This window comes from Acidovorax sp. GBBC 1281 (assembly GCF_028473645.1).
GTDB lineage: Bacteria > Pseudomonadota > Gammaproteobacteria > Burkholderiales > Burkholderiaceae_C > Paracidovorax.
Genome location: NZ_CP097269.1, coordinates 3,926,512 through 3,948,118, shown reverse-complemented (window position 1 = coordinate 3,948,118; position 21,607 = coordinate 3,926,512). Strand labels below are relative to the sequence as shown.

General features: G+C 61.9%; 9 protein-coding genes. All 9 read right to left on the bottom strand.

Features of this window, described 5'->3' with window-relative positions; translation table 11 throughout:
* Nucleotides 1-624 precede the first annotated feature (624 nt).
* Genes drmC through drmD form a run of 9 tightly spaced genes read right to left on the bottom strand, consistent with a single transcriptional unit; the run spans nucleotide 625 to nucleotide 21,606 of the window.
* Nucleotides 625-1,374, bottom strand: coding sequence for a DISARM system phospholipase D-like protein DrmC (drmC, locus tag M5C96_RS18440; protein ID WP_272564589.1), 750 nt, complete (start codon nucleotides 1,372-1,374; stop codon nucleotides 625-627).
* Between the two features lie 13 nt (nucleotides 1,375-1,387).
* Nucleotides 1,388-3,244 carry a DUF1998 domain-containing protein gene (gene drmB / locus M5C96_RS18435; RefSeq protein ID WP_272564588.1) on the bottom strand — a complete coding sequence of 619 codons (1,857 nt, stop codon included), beginning with the start codon at nucleotides 3,242-3,244 and terminating at the stop codon, nucleotides 1,388-1,390.
* 2 nt (nucleotides 3,245-3,246) lie between these two features.
* On the bottom strand, nucleotides 3,247-7,197 hold the full coding sequence (drmA, locus tag M5C96_RS18430; protein WP_272564587.1) for a DISARM system helicase DrmA: 3,951 nt from the start codon (nucleotides 7,195-7,197) through the stop codon (nucleotides 3,247-3,249).
* 11 nt (nucleotides 7,198-7,208) lie between these two features.
* Complete coding sequence (locus tag M5C96_RS18425; protein WP_272564586.1) at nucleotides 7,209-8,273, bottom strand: PDDEXK nuclease domain-containing protein; 1,065 nt, start codon at nucleotides 8,271-8,273, stop codon at nucleotides 7,209-7,211.
* Nucleotides 8,274-8,285: 12 nt separating this feature from the next.
* Nucleotides 8,286-10,223 (bottom strand): BbrUII/HgiDII family restriction enzyme, encoded by a 1,938-nt coding sequence (locus M5C96_RS18420; RefSeq protein WP_272564585.1) that lies wholly within the window; start codon nucleotides 10,221-10,223, stop codon nucleotides 8,286-8,288.
* 13 nt (nucleotides 10,224-10,236) lie between these two features.
* Complete coding sequence (locus tag M5C96_RS18415) at nucleotides 10,237-12,108, bottom strand: DUF4209 domain-containing protein (RefSeq protein WP_272564584.1); 1,872 nt, start codon at nucleotides 12,106-12,108, stop codon at nucleotides 10,237-10,239.
* Nucleotides 12,105-16,469, bottom strand: a complete 4,365-nt coding sequence (locus M5C96_RS18410; protein WP_272564583.1) for an Eco57I restriction-modification methylase domain-containing protein — start codon at nucleotides 16,467-16,469, stop codon at nucleotides 12,105-12,107. Before M5C96_RS18410 ends, M5C96_RS18415 begins: the two co-directional genes overlap by 4 nt.
* Complete coding sequence (locus M5C96_RS18405; RefSeq protein ID WP_272564582.1) at nucleotides 16,466-18,487, bottom strand: DUF2075 domain-containing protein; 2,022 nt, start codon at nucleotides 18,485-18,487, stop codon at nucleotides 16,466-16,468. Before M5C96_RS18405 ends, M5C96_RS18410 begins: the two co-directional genes overlap by 4 nt.
* Nucleotides 18,484-21,606 carry a DISARM system SNF2-like helicase DrmD gene (gene drmD / locus M5C96_RS18400; RefSeq protein ID WP_272564581.1) on the bottom strand — a complete coding sequence of 1,041 codons (3,123 nt, stop codon included), beginning with the start codon at nucleotides 21,604-21,606 and terminating at the stop codon, nucleotides 18,484-18,486. The genes M5C96_RS18405 and drmD overlap by 4 nt, the downstream gene beginning before the upstream one ends.
* Between the last annotated feature and the right edge of the window lies 1 nt (nucleotide 21,607).

Sequence of the window (21,607 nt, the reverse complement as noted above, 5' to 3'; positions counted from 1 at the left end):
GGTCTCCTGAAGAAAAGAAGGGGGAAGACATGAACCTAAGGCGCACGCAGCGGCGGCGGCTGTAGGCAGAACGCGCCCACTGCCGGAGGGATTGCCCGACAGGACGCCGTGGCGTGCATGGAATGCAGAGGTGCTGGGTGCTTTCCACGAAGCGGCGGCGGAAATGCAAAAAGCCGGCGCTATGTTTGATAGCGTCGGCTTTTTTTGCCTTGCGGCTTGTATAAGTGGTGGGTCCTGAGTGACTCGAACACTCGACCTACGGATTAAGAGTCCGCTGCGTTCAGGGAGCTAAGTAGTTGATTCTGATTGGATTTTTCGGAATCAGCTTCTAATACTTTTGCCCAGTTCCACCTTCGTTCTACGAGGAAGCCATCGGGCGTATTAGATGATTTTACATCGTCTGGGCTTTGAAAACTTGGAGCTTTGAACCACCCTCCGCACGCTTGAGATGTTGCATATCTCGCATACACCCGCTGGGGTTGGCAGCTCCACCTGCTTCGGGCATCGTTGACGCGCCGGCCACTTTGGGCCTTCGCGCAGGGCCGTAGCATGCTCGTGCTGACGCTCCCATTCCAACAGCGGCCGAGGAGAGGCTCCGGCGTGTTCCAACGACCGGAGCCAGCTCTAAACACGTGCAACGGTCTTCGTGTCCACCAAGGCCTGCAGATGGGCGAGCAAGAGCTTTGGAAGTGGCCCGCCAGTGAGAAGCACACCCGCTTCCATGTTTTGGTCCATTGCATGGCCGGTCAGGTTGGCGCTGGTGATGAAGCACATGTCTCCGTCGGCCGCCGCGACCTTGGCATGAACCCGTCCGCTGGCGAATGGAGCCGCCCGGTCACGCCATGCGTGAAGCTCCGCCGAGGGAACCAGTGCGCGCATCGTGCTTATCACGTCGAATGAAATGCTGCCGCCATGATTTTGCGAAGATTCGAGCAGCATCAAGATGCGCACACCGCGTGTGCTCGCGTCGTTCAACGCCTTCACGATGGTCGAGACGTCGTAAGCCACGAAGCTGGTGACAAACAAGGTCTGCTTGGCCGCGCCGATAACTTGCAAAAGCGCCTGCTCGGTGCGACGTGCGGAGACGAAAGGCGTCGTCGGTCCCGTCCACACGAGTTCGGTGGACTGGTGCTTCGACACGTTCTCGAATGCATGGCTGGCGGCGAGCAGCATCGAGGCCAGTTCGCCGGAATCGATCGACGTGGCCCGCCATGCTTCGACGAGCTGCTCGACGACGGCTTTGGCCGCAGCCGTGCCGACGACATCCGACAGCGCGACGTTCGCCTTCGCGCCCCCGAGCCGCCGAATCGCGCTTGCCAGGGCCCGCACCTTCTCAGGCGACACGAGAGAGACCACGGCTGTGACGGCGTCCAACAGCCTTTCCATGTCATAGCCCCGCGAAGAACGCGGCATCGCCTCGGTCGAGGGTCTGCACCAGCAACGATCTGTCGAGGTATCGGTTGCCTCGTTCGCACGAGGTTTCGGCGACCAGACTGCACGCATGGCAGGCTGCCGCGTGCAACGAACGGTCTTTGCCCGGATCGTGCTCCGAACACAGCGGATCGGACGAACAGATCTTCGACCGGTTCAGCGCCTGCCGGAGCAGCCGACCGAGGTTCTCGGGCTTGCCGAGATCGACGAGTCCGCCCAGCGTCCCATCGGAATCAGCGGCCGCCGTGTAGATGAGGATGCCCGCCTGCGGATTGGCGCTCGACACGTCGGCATAGATGCGTTCTCTGATGCTCGCCGCGTTGTAACCGCACTCCAGCGCCAGTTCGCGGATGAGCAGGTGCGAGAGCGTGTGGAGCATGGCGTAGCGGATGCCGGGGTAACCCTCGTTCGGGTCGAGGTGGCGTGAATTGCGCCACCCACCATGACCTGCCCTGAGCATCGCGTCCACGCGATGGACGCCAACCTGCACCTCCCACGTCCGCAGCGCCGCTTCGTCGAACTGGATGAAGATGCCTTCGCCGTGAACCTGATTGGCGGGCACCCAATCCGGCTTGCGGCGCGCGAGGCCTGCCATCTGCGGGCGCTCGTTCTGGTCACTTGATTCCTCGGGCGCTTCCACACGGGTGAAGCCCAATAGGGCATTGACCTCGCGCAGCCGCTCCAGCAGAAGCACTCTGGCGATCCGGTTCTCGAAGCCCGCGGGTGTGCCTACCTTTTTGCTCATGAAGTGCGGGTAGTCGGCAGGCGGGTTGGCCACCGTCAGCACTTCCCACTCCGGCCCCTTGATGTCGGCTTCGCCGACCGTCTCCTGAGCACCGCCGTTGCGATGGGCCTCGATGGCCGCCCAGATGTCCGATGCCGAATGTTTATCGATGCCGGGAAGTCCGCCCGTAACTTTCAGGGTCTGCACCACGATCGGCACCATCGTCTCTGCCGTGATTCCCTGAAAGACCGCCCACCCATCCTGAATTAGTTGGCCAAGTGGGTCTTTGGCCTGCGGGATGGCAAGCGCCGACAGCGTGATCGGGAACCAACTGTTCGTCGAACCCAGCAGAACGGCTCGCGCTTCCTCGTCGCACTCTTCGTCGAAGTGGTCGAGGTGCGGATGCCTGCCCCGGCAACTCGGCAGGTTTTCCTTCCCGGCCTTGCCAAAGGCGTGGGCCATGCTGCGCGAAGCCCCACAGGAATCGCACTTCACCCACAAGTTCTCGGTTTGCAACGAAGCGCCACTCTCGAAGAAGCGCAGCGAACCCTTGCACGAGGTGTTGCCGCCGTGCACGAAGTAGTGCCACGGGAAGTCGTCGAGGTGACCATCGCGGCAGGCCAAGAGAAAACGCGCGGGAACGGCATCTGCATCCTTCGCGGGTTGGTCTCCCTTGGAACCACGGCAGCCCTTGTGGACGAAGCGGGTGCGTTCCGGGCGGAAGCGGCTTTCCTTGATCTCGAACAGTCCCGCGTCGAAGGGCGATAAGAGACCGCACTTTACGCAGCGCATCCAGCGCGGAAACGGGCGCACGGGGACGCCGATGTTCGCCTCCGCCGACCACGGGTCGACGAGTTCGCTCTTCTGGAACGGCGGCATGCGCAGGCTCTCTACTTGCGGCCCGAGAACCTTTTGGACGGCAGCGAGAAGGCGTGGCTCACTGATGGGCTGGCAGCGATCCTTCTCCCACTGGTCGATACCCAACGTCACCACCGAAAGACTGGGCAGGTCGATGAGCGCACCGGGGCCATATGTCCAGAGCAGTTGACTCGGGCGGACTTCCCCGACGGGTGTTCTATTGGTAATCATGGTCAGTCTTCATCCTGTTGCACTGGACGCGGCTTCCACCCGTGCTCATCCGGCATGTGTCCCGTGTTCATGATCAGACGCACGCCCGGTTCCACTTCGCGCATCGACATCGGCACGGTCCAGTTGTCCCACGCATGGATGCCTGGCGACTTGATCAATCCGACCATCGTTGCGGCCTGCGCACCTCGTTTTTCGTAAGCCAACGTGCGGCCGGGAACGCTTACGGCCTTGGCCCACTCGTCAGCACGTTCCTTCAGCTCACGCTCGGCCAGATTCTTGATGGTGGGCGTCTCGCTGACGTTCCACGCGCGCCGTACCAGCACGTCGATGACTTCGGTGATCTCGGGCTTGTCGGACTTCGCCAGCTCGCCCGCGCCCACGTTCGGGCTGAAGGCGTCGTTCTCCAGACGCATCAGGGAAAGCAGTGCACCGGTCAGGCCGCGGTCCATCGCGCGCGGCGAGAAAGGCGTCACCGACTGCGCTTCTACATGCTTGTAGAAGGTCGCGTGGTAATGCTCGAAGGTCTCGTAGTGCGAGAGGTCGCGTGGACGCGCCCACGTGAGCACAGTGCAGACCAATCCAGGGAAGGAACGACCGACGCGGCTGGTAGCCTGGATGTATTCCGCCGTGCCCTTGGGCTGGCCGTTCACCGCCATCAACCCCAGCCGGTTCACGTCCACGCCGACCGACAGCATATTGGTCGCCAACACCACGTCGATGGCGCGGGTGTCCCCCTCGTTCCACTTCGTCACGAACTTACCGGTGGCCGCATTGAGTGCAGCCTTGAACTTGACCTCCAGATGGTCGAGATACTTCGGGATGTCCTGACTGGAAACGCGCGAGGTCAGCTCACGGATGTTGTTGACGCTGCGCTGCGCGAGCGCGGGTCGCTCGACCATGCTCATCTGCACGCGGTAGGAACGTGTCTGCACGTCGTCCTCGGCCAAGCGCCGCATCCCGCCCAACTCGCGCAGCGAGTTGAAGTAGCCGACCATCGTCATGTACGGGTCTGCGGGTTCGCCGAAGCGGTCGAACACGGCTTGGGCGGCGGTGAGGAAAGCGGTATAGACGCGGATCAGCATCGCGGGCCGCGAGCTGCCGGGCGAGCACACGCCGAGATAGCGCCGTCCGGGGCGTTCCTCGATGGGGCGCTGCACCGAGAAGTAGTTGTCCTCCACGTCCAAGCCGTGCGGCGGGAACACCGACACGCGCCGCATGAACACGTTGTTCACCTGCTCCTGGGCTTTGCGCACCGTTGCCGTGGACGCGACGATCTTGGGCTTTACCGTCTTGTCTCCGAGCGTCCAACCGGAAAGTTCATCGACGGCAGATTCGTACAAGCCGACCATCGTGCCCAACGGACCACTGATGAGGTGGAACTCGTCCTGGATGATCAGATCGGGCGGACGGATCGGCGCGACGTTCTTGACCTTGACCGCAGGCAGACCTTTCCCGGCAGTGTGATTCCCTGTGCAATCGCAGTCGGGCCACAACAGACCGTGGCGTTCACATTCCTGATGCACACGACCGAACAGCGTGCGCACCTGCCCACGCCAAGCCATCATGGCGAACTTGTCCACGGTGGCGATCATCATCGTCGGCGGTCGGTGGTAGATCTCCTCGTCCACAGTCAGCACGGGGATGCCGGGGTGCGGCGACTTGCTGGACTTGCCGCGCGAGAACTCGCAGCGGCCCTTCTTGTCGCCGCAATAGACGAGCGTCCGCCCGTGCTGCTTATCGACATCCACCTCACGCCCCGGCGCGATGTCGGAGCCGCACCAGGGGCAACTGGTCAGTTGCACGGGCGATGCCGCTCCGGCGTGGTGTCTACCGGGGTTTCGGATGTCCTCGATGGCGCGGTGGCTGTCCTCGGTCGTGCCCGGCGTCACCTTGTTGCCGACCCACAGGCCGATGGTGAACGGCTCATGGCCCAAAGCGGAATCGCCGCTGGCGAGCGCCTCGCGCCGCAGCACCTCCATCGCGCAAATCAGCGCGGTGGCGCGCTGGAATTGCTGCAAGGTCAGCAGGCGCAGCGTGTAGCGCATGATCACGGCCAGTCCGCGCGAGGCGTCGTAGCCGCCGAGCTTGCCTTGCAAACGGCGAATCGCCATCGTGAACGCCGCCACGCCCAGATACGCTTCCGTTTTGCCGCCGCCGGTGGGGAACCACAGCAGGTCTGCGTGGGCTTCCATCGGTTGCACGCGATCCGGGTGCGTGGGATCGGCCAGCGACGGGATCGATAGCAGCAGGAACGCCAACTGGAACGGGCGCCAGCTCCGGTTCTTCGGCTGGTCGAACTGATCGACTGTCACGTCACGCCCGCGCCGCACTTCCAGCGCGTACTGACTGCGCACACGCTGGATCGCCATCGCTTTGTTGGCGAAGCGGAACGCGGCCAGTGCGTTGCCGTCGTTCTTCAGCGTGTCGATGCCCTGTTGCAAGCGCATCTGGATTGCCTGGCACCGATCCAGCGCCTGCGCGGCCTGCGTGTCATACCCGACCACGTCCGCACCTATGCGCCCGCGCTGCTCGGTGATCCACGCGGCGTAGTCCCTCGTCAGCACGCTCAGGGCATCGACCAACTCGGTGACGCCCAAAGCGGCGAGCCGTTGCATGTCGAGCAGGCCACTCGCCAGCATATCCTTCATCGCTGGACGGTCGGCGGGGTCGAGGCCTGGTGTCTCCGTGACCTGCACTTCGTACTGCGGCAGCACGATAGTGCGTACCTCAGTCGCCAGCGTCAGGTCGTCCGCCGTCTCGGCATGGACGGCGACGCCGTGCCCGACAGCGAACTCCACGCGGTTGCGGTAGATCATCTCCAGCGATTCGCGCTCTGGGTCGTTGCCATCGGTATCCAGTACGGGGCGACGGCGGAAGATGGCGCGCTTGGACACCTCCGCTTCCGCTCGCACGATGAGTTCCGGCTGGAACAGCCACGCCGTATCGCGGTTGGTGTCGGGTTCTTCCTGCGCGTTGATCAGGAACAGCGTCACCAAGCGGTCGCCGTTGGCGCTCTTGGCGCGGATGGAGCCTTGAATCCGCACCGCCGGACGATCGGTGTCCGGTGCCTGATGCGGAATCCCACCTTCGGTGAGCGGCAGCACCAGCGTCCCGCCGCAGGGAATGCGCTGCCAGACCTTGGCCTTCTGCCCGTTGGGCCGGGTCAGTTCGTGCTCCCCGTTGGGCACGCGCTCGTAGCTGCCCCACCGCGCCTCGACCTCGATGCGTTCAGCGTCGCCATCGACGCAGAAGGTCATGCCGAAGCTGCTTGGAACCAGCGATTGATTGCTGGCGGCGTCGATTTCGTCAGGCGGTTCGCTGTCCGGGGAACCTTTGGGAATGGGAGCACCAGATTTTTCCTGCTGCACTTTGACGACCAAGTCCTTGGGATCGTCCTCGACTTCGTTCGGGTCAACTGGAAATTCTTGTCCACGCTCTGCCGCTTCACGCGGTGCCAGCTTACCGACCAGATAGCGGTCGCGCACGCTCATGTCCACGATGTGCTCGCGCGGGCCGCCCGCCGGGCCGAGCAGATCGTCCACCACGGCCAGTTGCAGGAGTTCGCGGATGTAGCTCTGATCCTTGATCGACGGCACACCGTCCACGGTCTGATGCAGCGCCGTGGACAAAGCCGTGACGAACTCACTCCACTGGATGCGCCCGACGTTGCCCGACGACGGTGGGGTCAGCGAAGCGCTGAAGATCGGAACCGGAGCGTCGGCGACCGAAATTCGGTCGAAGAAGATCGTGGTGGTTTCGAGGCCGGAGCGAAGCCGCAGTACGCGCCCAGCGCGGGCGATCTCCCCGGCCGGGTTCAGCACGAGCACCCAATCGTCCACGGCGATGGCCTGATACAGCGAGCGGTCGCCCTTCAAGACGAGGGTGTAGGGTGCGAGCCTGCGATCCGTATCGAAAACGTGATCGACGGCGATCCACGCGTTGGCGTCACTCATGGGTGCCCCATTCATATGCTCTCCAGTAGGCGTGCAATGGCTTCCGGAGACGGCAACTGGTCTTTCAGCTTCTTCGGCAGCGTCTTGGTGATTTCATAGGTCGCCACGCCGATGGGCTTGCGCGCGTCGCGCAGCGCGTATTCGACGATGGTGCGGGTCTTCTCCTTGCACAGGATGATGCCGATGGACGGGTTCTCGTCCTCTTGCCGCACCTGCGCGTCCAGCGCCGCGAGGTAGAACTGCATCTTGCCGACGAACTCTGGCTCGAACTCGCCGATCTTCAGCTCAATGGCCACCAGCGCATGCAGCCTCCGGTGGAACAGCAGCAGGTCGATGAAGAACTCCTTGCCTTCCACCTCCAACCGGTACTGGCTGCCCATGAAGGCGAACATGCCACCCATCGCGCGCAGGAAGTCTTCAATGCGGGCAATCAGCGCGCGCTCCAGTTCACGCTCGCTGTGCTGCTCGCCCAGTTCGAGGAAGTCGAAGGCATACTCATCCGTCACCGCCAACTTGGCCTGCGCGCGCAGGGCCTGGGTCAGCGTTTGGTCGAAGTTGGTCTGGCCCAGCAGCGATTTCTCGTAGCTCTGGTTGTCGATCTGATGCGCGAGCACGTTCTTCGACCAGCCGAACTTGCACGTCATGCGCAGGTAGAACTCGCGTTCCAGAGGGTCTTGACACCGCTCCAGGATCAGCAGGTTGTGACTCCAGCCGATTTCTCGCACCAGTGGTGCGAGTTTTTCCGCACCGCTGTAGGTCTCGAAGAAGCTCTTCATCCGCCACAAGTTGGAGGCCGAGAAACCACCCGTACCTGGAAAGGCCGCTTGAAGGTCGGCGGCAAGCTGCGCCACCACCGCCTTGCCCCAGCCTTCCCTTTGCTGACGCTCCACGATCAGCCGACCGATGTCCCAATACAGCCCGACCAGTTCCTTGTTCACAGCGCGCAACGCCGCGTATTGGGCGGACTGGATGCGTGCCTTCACCTCGGCTAGTAGGACCGAGTATTCCTGCGCTGTCGCGGCTTCTCGCACTGCTGGTGCGAGTTTCTTGCCGGTGGTCTTCTTGCTCGTCGTCATGCTGCTGAGACCTCAAATCCTGTTCACGATGTTCTCGAGCTTGTCCAGCGCCTTGGTTTGGTCGATGTAGGCCGAATAAGCTTCCTGCGCTCCCCGGATCAGCGTGTCGTAGTGGACGATGCGGCTACCCGGTGCGATGGATTCCATCGACGACTTCAGTCGATCTGGGTTGGTGGCTTCTTCGTCGACCGTCTTGCCGATCACGAAGATCACCTCAATGTCCGGCGTCGCCACGTTCTGCTCACGCAAAATCTTCCTGAGCTTGTCCACGTAGGTCTGGCCCTGCTCGACAAGTTCGAGCAATCCCATCTTGCGGCCGACCTTTTTGAGCTCGACGATGACGTGCTTACCCGCCTGCGTGCGATAGGCGATGTCCACGCGGCCCAGACGTTCTTTCTCGGTCAGGTCTGCAACCAGGACGCCTTCGGTCGTTAGGCGGGACTCCATGATCTGGCTACCCGTGGCACGCTCCCACGCCGGATCGAGTAGCCAGAGATGGTCGAACAGATACTTCTGGAGCACCCGTTCCTTCGCGTCTTCGTCGATGATGGTCTGGAAGTCGCGAATTGCGTCCAGACGCGACTTCACGATGTCACGGTACAGTGAGGCTTCCAGTGCGTCGCGATCCGCGAGCACGGCCAGCAGCCGGTCGGCACTCTCCACGCTCGTCACGAACTCTTCCGTCGAGCCACGGAGCTTCATGCGCTCGAAAGCCAGAATGCCGTGCCGATACATGAGCTTGCGGTCGTCCTCGTCGTCTACCGGCAGCGCGCTCAATTTAGCGATCAGAGTCTCGGCACTCTTTCGGTAGCCCTCCGGGAGGGTCTCCAACCACTCGGCCAGCGCCGGAGAGGTTTCCTTGGCCTTCTCCACCTCATGTTTCCTGCGCCATTCATTCCAGCGCTTTTCGAGCTGGTTGAGCCGTGACCTGAGGAATGCGATCAATTGGGTGTATCGCTCATCGTCCTCCTGCACTCGCTGCCGGTCACTGGTGGCGATGTCCGGCTGATCATCATCGTCCAGGAAGTCCGCCTCGATCTGGCCCGTAAGGTACTTGGTGTAGAGCCGACCGTCGTTCAAACGGTCGAGGACGTTCTCATGGAACAGGCGGCCTCGAGCGAAAACCACGATGCCATTCAGATTACCTGCTTCGTCATCGTCGAGATCCTTGGGCTTGCGCGCAGTGCCGAGCCAGCCACTCACTCGCCAGGTTGAATCCCAAGCTTCGAACCGTGCGGGGAGCGATTCGCGTTCTTTGACGTGCGAGATGGCATTGGCTTCCGGCTCGGATCCCTCGAAGGTCCAAAGGAACTGGACTTTGGGCAAGTCACCGCGATCCGCCGCCGTGATGGGCAGGCCGTCGATCTCGATGTCGAATCCATTGGCCTGACCGATGATCGAGAAGCGACGAGCCAGACGCTTGCGCAGCGCGGCGACGCCCTTGCCGAGCCGTTGCCGCTTGATCTCGCGCAGCACCAGCTTCGTGCCCTGCGTCACCGTGAGCACATCACGCGCAAGCGGTTCAGGGTGATACTTCTGCTTTTCGTGGACAGCCTTCTTGATGTCCGGCACAGTCATACGAAAGCCGTGCCTATCGCCGTTTTTGGCGGATTGCACTTCGATGACGTCGGCAATGGAAAAGAGAGACAGCTTTCCCAACCCCTTGCGACCCATCACGGGTCGGCCTTTGGCTGTCTTGCGTCCGTGTTCCGCATCTTCATCGTCGCGGCGGCGGTAGCCGACACGCAGATACCTGCCGTTCAAATCATCGACGGACATGCCGATGCCGTCGTCCTCGATTTCGACCCATTCGTTGTTCGGATCGACGCGAACCCGAACGCTCGACGCATCCGCGTCCCATGCGTTGGCCACCGCTTCGGTCAGGACGGCAGCGATGTTGCTGTAGAGATTAATGCCGAGATGTTCGAGGACGTTGAGATCGACGGTCATCTCGAACTTTTTATCAGTAGTCTCCATTTAGTCCGTCCTCAATTTCGTTTGCATGCGCCGCGTTCCACCACGTATTGAACGTCAGTCGCAGCGTCAACCACCACGCATAGATGGCAAATGGTGACCGACATGCACTCTCGCTAAGTAGCCCATGGGCAAGTTCATTGCGTAGGTTCGGTCCGAACGCGTCGCAGAACAGCGATCTGAGTTCAAAGGCCAGGTCTTTGCCAAACACCTGTTCGACCTCCGGAAGATCCATCAAGGTGCTCATCCCGTTTTCGTTCTGAATGCCATCCTTGTCGAGATTCGTGGTTTTGGCCCCCGCTTGTTTGAGATGCACACGAACCATGTGCTCTATCTGGGGAATGAGGATGTGAAGTGCTGTGACGAAATCGCGCTCGTAGCCTGCAAACAGAGCCTTCCCGAAAAGCCCAACGCGATCCTTTGGAAGGATGGGTGAATGGCGAGCCAAGTCGATGAAATCGGCCTCACGTAACCGGTGCTCCAGCAGAAGAACCTCATGCGCAGGCCAGATATGACCTTGCACTACGATGCCCACCAACATGCCGTAGTCACGAACCATCTCCGCACGGATGGCAATTTCGTCGCTCGCCGTCAGCTCACTCCCCCAGCCCATTGCCGGGCGCTTCGCAATTACCCGCCCATCTGGGCTCATCACAGTTGCCGAAGATAAGAACTGCAAGGGAAAATCCCGCATCCGCCCCACGACTCTTTTACGCAGGTTCTCCACGTTCTCCCCCTGATGGATATTCGCAAACGAGAGCAGAGCCTCCTGGAGAGGCTTTCCGGCAACCGACTTTCGTGCGTTCTCGACCAGTTCCGTGATATCGACACCAGGCGTTCTGATGACGCCCATCTCTCCCAACGACCTCTGCCCGGAGTCGTTCAGATGGGTTCGCAGCTCAGCAATTCGCTCATCCACTCGATGCGCAGCGCGTTCCTTTTTGGGGATGGCTCGATAGGTTTGGATGGCGTTTTCGTAGAAGCTGGCTGCAACCATGTGGCTCGGACTGGATGACGAAGCCTGAGCGATGGCTTCCTTGACCCAACCTTCGGCGACTGACGCCGTCATTTCGGCAGCTTTGGCAACGTCTGGGACGACGCCGTACCACTCGGCAGCGGCGGAAAAATACTCTCGCGCTCTGTGCAGGTCGCCTTGTCGATCGAACTCACGGCCCAATGCTTCCAACTTCTTGGCCAAATCGGCGCGGTGCGTTCTCCCCAACCCGCCCGACTTCAGAAGGTCGGCCAACCAGATTCTAAGAAACCCGTCGGCCTCCGTTGCTGCATTGAAAGCAACGATGATCGACGCTTCCATTTTTGCCAACCGATCCCCAGCGCCAGCCTTGAGCATCCGCACCAGATTGATGGCTCTAGGCCAGCAGTCACGACCACCATGAATCCAGGTTTCCGCATCAAGCGGCATGGATCGGTAAGCGTCGATGGCCTTGAGAGCAAACGAGGCATCACGCGGGGTCTTCTTCAGCCAAACCAAGTCGGCGAGACGTGCCTTCAACCAGATATCGTCTATCGCATCGACCACGTCGGCGAAGAATCCAATATCGGTGTCGCTCAAATCATCAGGGATCACCGAGCGCTGTCCGCCCATCACCATGAATGGCTTGAATGGTTCATTCTGGCTCGACGGCGACAGCATCATCGAGCAGGCATCGGCCAGCAACCACAGCACTTTCCCACGCTCTGCGTTGCCTTCGTCCATTGCCGTGCGGGCAGCGGCAGAGAATGCTTGCCACATTGATGGATACCCATCGCGCGGTGATTGGTCCAGTGCCTCCTTCCAGCCCGAGTTGGTGAAATCCTGAGCCGAGATGGCCAAATCTTCAGGGTAGCGCTGCTCGCTCATTCACCAGTCCCTGCGAGAAATCGGTAGCGTGCGCCGCGCCGCTCACCGTGGCGCTCGACATTGCCGCTGGAGATCAGGTCGGTGATCGCGGCGTTCCATTGGCCGTCCGTGATGCCGGTGGCGGCGAGGATGCCGGCTTTGGCGTGCCAGTCGTCCCGTGCGCTCAGGAAACCGAGGATCGCCGTGGTCGGCGTTGCGCCATTGGCACTCGCGGCGGTCCTTGCCCCGAAGTCGAGCGACGGCTGGGCCGCTGTGGCATTGGTGGTGCGACTGACGCGCGGGGCACGGGTCGAAGCGCGTGGCGTGGCGCTGCCGTGCAGACCCTGCGCGACTTCTTCCTCGTATCGCTGGCGGTTCAATTCCGACAGCCGCCGCAGCACTTCGACGCGCGCAGTCTCCGAGATCGTGAAGCGGACGCGGTCGTTTTCAGGCAGGTACGGAACTTCTTGGAAGCCGTGTCGAAGGTCGATGTCGTTCCAGCCGTAGGCGTGCGCGACGGCGGTGTCCATTTCGCGCTGCAATACGCGTAACGCTTCAATGCGAGGATCGCGTTCGGTTTCGGTGTGAAAGCGGTTGTAGAGCTTGGTGAGGCCTATCGGGTTATCGGCATCGGTCATTACCTCACAGCGCGCTCGAAGGTACTCCCGTCCCAGCGCCTCGAACGAGTCCAGTACATCTGACGCCAGAAACGGGAGGGTTTCCACGGCATCTGAGGGTGAAAAGCTTAAATCCAGCTTCAAACGGGCCGATTGCTTCCAGACCCATGCTTGTATCGGCGACGAGTTGAAGAATGCGGCGAGCGCATTGGCATTGGCTCCGCCAAAGACGATGCATTTGTGATTGAAGATAGCTTCATTTGGAACGACGGGTGGATTGAAATACTTACCAACGAGTGCTGAGATTAGAACCTCACCGTGTGGCTTCTTTTCCGAGTTCCAGCCATCGGGATGCTGATCGAACAGTTTCCCTCGTCCGACTGCGTGGTAAAGGCCGGGTCGTTTATCACCGTATTGCCACCACCGTTGTGGTAGTGGCTTTCGCAATACATATTCACCGTTTTCATTGCATCGCTGACGCTCGGGCTGCACCTGCTCCTCAATCCATCGCCAAGGCTTCTTGTAAGAGCGCGCCTTCTCTTCGGGCCAATCCCAGAAGCAGATTACCCAGCGGCTCGGCTGGTGTATCGGGTCTTGATTGATATTTTCGCCACTCAGATAGGGAAAGACGACATCTTGATTGCGAGGATCTGCATCAAGCATCTCCTGAGCTTGCTCAGACGTGAGGACGAAGCCCATCCCTACCACAACCGAGCCTTGAAATGTGGTGCGCTCGTAGGTCTTCAGTCTTTTGGGACTCCATTCCTCACGGTCGGACAAGAAGGCCGATATGAAGGAAGCTGGTCGTCCAAGCAATGAGCGTTCACCCGACCACTCACCTTTGTGGACATGCACGCGACTTGTGACGACCGCTGCCTTTCCGGGCCACGGTTCGTTCGGGTAGGCCGTATGGATGACAGCACCTGCGCCAACCATCGCTTCCAGCCCGACCTGCCGCGTGTCGCCTTCAGCGATGGTGTTCACCGCGAGCAGCCCGAACCCGCCACCTTCGCGCATCAGGGGCCAAGCGCGCAGAAAGAAATAGGCGACCAGATCCGCCGAGCCGCGCCGCCCCTCGGCTATGTGAGCGACCAACCAATCGCGGAAAGCAGTGCCCGCAACACCGGTGATGCGCTTTCCTCCCAAGAAGGGTGGATTGCCGACGATGCCATCGAAGCCTCCACGTTCGCGAGCGAATACCTCCGGAAACTCCAACGGCCAATGGAAAGAGCGACGCGCAGCTTTGTCGGCGGGCAGATCGGCCGAGAGCGCGGCAGCCGACCTCCGACGCATCGAGATGAGCACGTCGCGGTCGCCATCAATGGCCTGCCCGGCTTGGATGGTCAGCGAGGCCAGCGTGTTTTTCAGTCCCACGCCATTGCCGCTCGATGCGAAAATTTCTGCGATGAACGCATCCGCGATGCTTTCCGGCACTTCGAGCCTGCGGCGCGCGTCGGCGTCCAGATGCGCAATCGCTTCCACGTCGCGGATGTCCCGGATGGGCATTTCGCGCAACCGTTGCCGCAGTTCGATGGCCTCGCGCACGGCCTGCTCAATGTTCTGCCCGAAGAGCCGTAGCTGTCCTTGGCCGGTGGGGTTCATCGAAAGCTGCGTGAGCTGATCCAGCCGATGGATGCCCAGCAGGCTGTCGCCGCAACGCAGGTTGTGGTCGAGGAAGCCGAAGGGGCGGCCCTTGGCCAGCGTCACCAGCCAGATCGAGAGCTTGGCCAACTCGACCGCCAGCGGATTCAGATCAACGCCGTAGAGGCAGCGTTCGGCGATGAGGCTGCGGGCGACGATGGTGCGCGCCTCGGTATCGCGCAGCAGCGCCTCGACGTTGACGCCGGCGTCCAACACACGCCCGTCGATGCCGATGGTGTGCCCCTGCGCCTCGGCCTGCGCCCATGCTTCCACCAGCCGGTCGGCCAGCCACCGGCAGGCTTGCACGAGGAACGCGCCCGAACCCATCGCAGGGTCGCAGATCTTCAGGTCGAGCAGTTCGGCGGGTGATTTCAGCGCCCACTCCGCGCGGGGCGTGCCCTGCGACGGGCCGACGTAGGCGATGGGCGTGAGCGTCTCGACGACGATGGCCTCGGTGAGCGATTTCGGTGTGTAGTGGGTACCGGTCTCGCGCCGGTCGGAACCGGTGGTGACGATGAAGGCTCCGGCGGGATAGACCAGCGGGTAGCCCCACGGGTCGGTGCGCACCAGATGGCCGAAGGGTTTGATGCTGTCGCGCAGCGCCATGTCGCCGTGGCAGGCCGTCAGCACGCGGTCGGCGAGCGCATCATCCACGGGGCGGGCCAGATCGTTGCGCACGCGGCTGGCAGAACTGCCGGAACGCTGCTGGAGCAGTTCGGCCAAGCGCGCGGCACCGTCCAACCGCGCGGATTCGAGTTCGGCCAGCGTGACCCAGGGCGACTGTGCGCTCTTGGTGCCGTCGAGTTCCAGCGTTACCTCGGCGGTGCGCTTGACAGTGCGTTCCAGCAGGCCCTCGTAGACGTAGCCGATCTGCTCTACGTCGAGCGCCCGGTATGACAGCGTGCGCCCTTGGAATTGCTGAATGGCTTCGAGCAACAACAGGACGGTGCGGTTGTCGATGGGCAGCGGTTTGGCGACGTCGGTGCGCCAGTCGGAGCCCTTCGCGCGGCCTTCGAGGAAGGAGAACCGATCAGGGTCGAACAACGAACCGCCCAACGCGGGCAGGCGCAGGTTTTCGTGCTCGATGCCGCCATACACGGCGCGGAAGACGGCCAGCAGGCGCGACCATGCATCCCAGCGGCGCTCCAGAATCTCCTCTGATTCGGCACGCAACTGCATGCGCAGGGTTGAGAGCGCGTAGTTCGCCTCGTAGCGTTCGTCGCCCAAGAGCAGCAGGCCGCGCTCCTCGGCGGAAAGCAGAAAAACCAGCCGCATCATCACCGTCAGCGCAGCTTCGTAGAGTTCGGCTTCCTTCACGCCGCGCAGCAGTTCGCGGTCGCGGTCTTGGTCGGCCTTGTCGAGCGACTGGATCAGCACCTCGACCGCGCGCCGCACCTGCTCGCCCAAGGCGTCGGTCACTTCGTCTTGGAACTTCAGCGAACGGTCGAACAGCGCGGGCAGCCGTTCCGCTTCATCCACGAAGAAACGCCGGATGCCTAAGAGGTGAACGAAAGCTTGCAGGGTGACAGCTTCCTGCACCCAGATGCGCGCATACCAACTGGCGAAAGTGGTGACCGCGCCCACCGGTGCATCGACCAGCAGCCAGCGCTCGCCGTTGGTGACCAAGCCGAGACGGCAGCCCGTGGCGCGGCAGAGCCTGACCATGCGTTCCGCTGGCGTGCTGGCCCAGCCGCCCAGTTTCTGGGTAGCGTCGAGATCGACGTCCTGCGCGCAAGCGTGGACGAGCATCAGCGGCGCGTCGCCATTGCCGACGACGGCGAAGTCGGGCGACAGGCTGACGCCGTGTTCGGCCAGCGCGACGGTCAGGTGAGTGGCGCACCAGTCTCCCTGCCTGAGCACGTCGCCCCGACCGTCGTCGTCGAGTTCCAGTCCGCGTGACAACACTTCGTCGATCCATGCCGCGTGCAATTCGGCAAAGCGGGGATCGTCGGTTTCCAGCGCCTCGCGCCATTCGTCATAGGCTTGCCGCAGCCGCTTGCGCTTGGCCGCATCGAGTTCTTCCAACCCTTGCGGGAACACTTCCTTCAGGACGGGAACGGCGAGGAACGGGCCGGAAATCTCGATGAGCGAGAGCCAGTGGTGGTGATGATTGCTTTGGCTCATGCCTGAGCTCCTTCGAATTCCTGTCGGAGCTCTGGCACGCCGGCCGCCTCAAGCAAACTCCGGACCCGGTCGAGTCTGACCGGGTCGAGCGTCGAGTCACCTGCTTTGCCTTCAGGTATCCAGATCACCATACCGAGACGTGCGCGCGTGAGCAGCACCCGATAGCGATTGCGTACATACGTACGCTCGGAGTCGCCGCGTACCTGCTGCCAGGCATTGCCGCGAAACTTGCGGTATTCCCAGCCGCCAGTATTAGAGGGCGTCAGATCGCTGCCCCAGCACAAGCCTACCCAGTCGAGCTCAAGCCCTTGGCATTCGAACTCCGAAGCCGCCACCTCGAGAGCATGGCTCGAACGGACGTCCGCGGGCTGCATCAAGAACCACTTCTCGAACGAGTAGTCCAGACGGAAGGCGCTGGAGCGTTCTAGGCCGTAGGCGCGCAGACGTTGATCCTCCGAAGTGGCGATCAAGCCTGCGCGCTGGCCATTGCCCGGGTCGCTCCTCGCACGCAACCAGGTTCTAGCGGCTTCGAGATTTCGAGTGAAATGGAGCGGGAACTCACGCCGATCCGGCACCAGAGACCGTGCGCGTTCGGTATCGAGGGTGAGCACTGCATCGACCCACTCTGCCAGTCGTTGAGCGCGAAAGCTCCGCACGCCGACACTCAGGTGCGCCAATGGCTCCGGTTGGAACTCGATGCCAGGGGGAACGCCATCAGCAAACAAGCGGTGTCCAGATACGCTGGATCCCCCGGAGATTACTTCAGGAGAAGCGACGACTCGCCAATCAGGCCGAACGGCGACGGCTCGCCCCCATTCCTCCAGCCCCGCCTCACCGAGGAAGATCTCTTGTCCGCCACCGACGAGCGCGATGATCACGGCCCACCCGTCCAGGCGTTCCATCACGTCGAAAAGTTCGGCGACTTCCGAACGGTCTACCCCTTGCTTGCGCTGCATCTGCTCGCGATTCCATGCACGTTGGGCCTCGTCGAAGACGACGACATGCTCGTGTGGCAAAGCCGTGGAGTGCTCGCGGTGATAGCGCAGGAACTGGTGAACGTTCTGGATGAAGGTGGAGACTTCGTGTGCACTGTCCTGACGCCGACGCCCAGCGCGCTGCTGACTCAACACCAAAGCCTCTCGGACGACCTTGACCAGGGGACCGTTGCCGGACAAGAAGATGCCTGACGGGCCGCCTTCCGCACGTAGGGATGGGTCATGGACGACGTTGAGCCCCGTCAACGTCTTGCCTGCGCCCGGGACGCCGGTGACGAAGCACACGTAACGTCGGTTCTGTGCACGTGCTTCTTTGATCACCTCCGCCAGCAGGTCCGTCGTCGCGTCCAAGTTGCTGGCGTAGCTGTGGCTGATTTCGCGAACATCGTGGTTCGCGTAAAGGCGTTCAGCTGCTTCGATGACTGACAGCGTAGGGCGATATGGCGCGTCGACCCAAGTGTCGGCATTGATGGGCACGCTATCGAGATCGTGCTGCGTCGAATAGGCCGACAGCAGTACGTTAGCTAGATCGCCGGCATTCGTGAGCCGTGTGGGCGCTACACGCGAGTTCGAAATGGGGGGCGAACTGGTGACACTTGGCGCGGCCGTGGAGCAAAGCACTGGCACGATCGCGCGCCCGGAACTTTCACCGTGGAAGTCACGCAAGTTAAAGCAGTAATCTTCTACTTGCCAGCGGGACGACGCGTCGTGAGACGTGGCCCCGACCTTGAACTCGACTACCAGAATCACGTCCTCAGCTAGCAAGATCGCGTCCGGGCGCTTCTGCCGACGCGGCAGCTCATACTCGAGGATCAAGTGCCAGTCATTGGCCGCCTCGTGCCGTTCGATTAGATCATACGCACAGCGTTTAAGAAGAGTGATCTGGGTCTTCCACGTCTCGACTTGGGTCGTGCGTGTGCTTTGTATCCCGGTCGATGCAACCGCGTCGGTGATTTCGCCCAACAACCGCGCATCGTCGGCAAGCGTAAACCCAGATAGCGAGTGACGAACTCCGCGGCTCATCTCGTGCTGCCTTCCGGCACGATGAAAATCACCGCGACTGGGAAGGTGCGGTCGTCAAGGTTGGCGTAGCGGGCTTCGATGGCCTGCGTCTCGATCCCGCGCTCGTCGGGGATGCGCGCGAGACGTGCTTCCAGCGCGGCGATGTCGCGTCGCAGTTGCGTACGCTCGTCCTCGGTGAAGAGCGTGAGCTGTTCGGGCTGCTCGCCCTTCTTCAATTCGGACTGGATCGCCTTCTCCAGTTCGTCGAGCACGGTGCCAATGTCACTGACTTCCTGCTGCTTGCGGGTCTGAAGCGTATTGCTCAGGTAGCGGAGACGTTCTTTGGAACGGGCATCTACCGCTTTCAGGATGGCGTCCTGCTGACGATCGAAGCGGACGCGCAATGCATCGAACAGGGACGGGGCCGCCGTGATCGGTTTCGATTCATCCAGCCACTGCTGGACGCGGGCGACGCCTTCTTCGCGGCGAAAGGACTGATCGCGCAGGTAGCCGCCCGACAAGGTCAGTTCCTCGTGCAGTCGATGATGGTTGCCTCCAGTGACGACCAGCCGAGAAACGACCACTACGGCGGGGCCATCTACGAGCGCCTCCGGCACGGTGCGGACGGTGACGCGGTGCAGTTTCTTCACGTCGTCCTGCGCCCAAATTTCGGCGCGCAGCAAGCGTAGGCACATCTGCACCAAGCGATGGTTCAGGTGGACGAGAACGACGTCGTCGCGGCCGCTGGCGACGGCGTGGTCGAAGGTGATGGGCCGCATCTTCTGGGTGTGCGGGTGGCGCAGCCCTTCCAGACAGCGTGCCCACGAGCCGGACAACGCGGGCATGCGGAAGACGCTGCCTGAGGGTGCGCCCGCCAGTTCGAACGGCTCCAGCGGCGGACGGCCCGCCAGCGCGAGGCCGGTTTTCACAGCCATTGAGACGTGGTCGGGCGTGAGATGGAAATCCTGCTTGGTGGTGAGCAGGCGCTCGTGCAGCTTGGTGACGCGTTCCTTCAATTCACGTTCGGCGCGCATGAAGTTCTTGGCGCGAGCGATTCGCGCCTCGGCCAAGCGGGTGTCCAAGTCCTTTAGCGAGCCTTCGATGAGGCCGGACATCTGCGGCGCGATGACCGGGTTGACGCTGCCCATGTCGGCACGCATCGAATCCAGCTTTCGCAAAGCGCGCAGGATGTCCTCACCGTGGCCGCCGACCGATGTGCCGTTGTCGCCGTCGCCATCGACCGGGTGCCAGATCAGCACTTCTTTCTCGCGCTGGCCGTGGCGGTCGATACGCCCGTTGCGTTGCTCCATCACGTTGGGGTTGTAGGGAATCTCCAAGTGGATGAGCCGATTGCAGTGGTTCTGCAAGTCGATGCCTTCGGACGCTGCATCGGTGGCGAGCAGTATGCGGACGGGCGAATCCTGCGGAGACGCTTGGAACGCCGCCTTGATGGGTTCGCGTTCTTCTTGGGAGATGCCGCCGTGGAGTTGGGCAAGGCGCTCGCCGCCGAAACCGTGGCCGGCGAGTATTTGATGAATCCACTGGTGCGTGGTGCGGTATTCGGTGAACAGGATCACCCGGCGGTCGTTCCACTCGCCGTTGGGCTTGAGATGGGTGGTGAGCCAGTCGAGGATGGCTTGGGCCTTGGAGTCGGCCTGATTCCGGGCGCGTTGCGCCCACTCGCGCAAATCGTTCAGTGTCGCCCGCTGCTCCGGTGTTAGCGGCATTGAGCGGCGCGTGGCTTCCTCGATGGCTTCGGCTTGGGCGTTCTCGACTTCGCTGTCGTCGGCATAGTCCTCGTCGGCTTTCAGGATGGCCTTATAGAGAATTCGGTCGGCCAGCGTGTCCGTCTTTGCGGGCCGGACGTCGGACAGCGATGCGACGTGCTTCTCGACAGTGGATGCAAATGCCGCGGGCGATGAGAGAAGACGCTTTTTGAGGAGGCGATTCACGAAGGCCGTGCCAAACCCACTGCCAGCCTTCCCGGCGTCTTTCTCACGGCTGACGCAGTAGTCGTCTAGCTTGCGATGAATTTCGCGTTCTTCCGCCGTGTACGGTATTTCGAGCACCAGCAAGGTACGTCGGGCATACAACGGGTTGCCCTGCGCATCGACCAAATCGCTCTTCAGGCGGCGGATCATCGCCTGACTCAGGCGCTTTTCGTCAGGAAGGATATTGCGTGCGAAACGCTGGTCGTCGAGCAATTCCAGCAGCGAGGTGAACGATTCGGTGTAGCCGTTGTGCGGTGTCGCGGTCAGGAACAGGCGATGCTGGAAGTGCGGGCCGATGGCGCGAATGAAGCGAGTACGCTGGCTTTCCAGCGCATAGTGCGCGCCAGCGGCGGGCGCGACGTTGTGCGCCTCATCCACGACCAGGAGATCGAATTTGCGGGGGTGGCCGACCTGCGAGGGAAGCACGTCGCGCATTGCACGCAGGCCTTCGCCGGCCTTGGCCCAATCCATCGACGTGATGAGGCGCGGATGGGAAGTCCACGGATTGGCGTGAATGCCGCGCTCGCGTCGCAATTGCTTCACGTAATCGGTGTCCACCACGCGGAAGTCAAGGCCGAACTTCTCCAACATCTCGACGCGCCACTTCCCCTGAAGAGACGCGGGGCAGACGATCAAAACAGTGCGCGCACGATGCCGCAGCAGCAACTCCTGAATGACCAGACCAGCCTCGATGGTCTTGCCGAGGCCGACGTCATCGCTGATGAGCAGATTGACGCGAGCCATGTCGATGGCGCGCACCAGCGGGTCGAGTTGGAAATCCTCGATGCTGACGCCGCTGCGGAACGGAGCTTGAAGAAATCCTCGGTCAGCGTTGGTGGCAGCGCCCCATCGCACGGCGTCGAGGAAGGCATCGAGCGTGGCTGAGTCGTCTTGTCCGGTAATCGAAGGCAGGCCAGCCCGTTCGATGACCTGGGCACCCGGCTCGATCTCCCAAATCACTTCGAGTTCTTCGCCGAGACCATCTTCGTCGATCGACGATAGCGTGACGCAGTGCTGAGGTGTGCCGGTCTGCAGTCCGGCCGCATCGACCTCGGCTACCACCCACTGCCGACGGCGCACTTCGACGAGTTGGCCTGGGTCCGGGCGAGCGCGGTATGTCTGTTGTTGCCGTTCATTCTGGACTCCCATG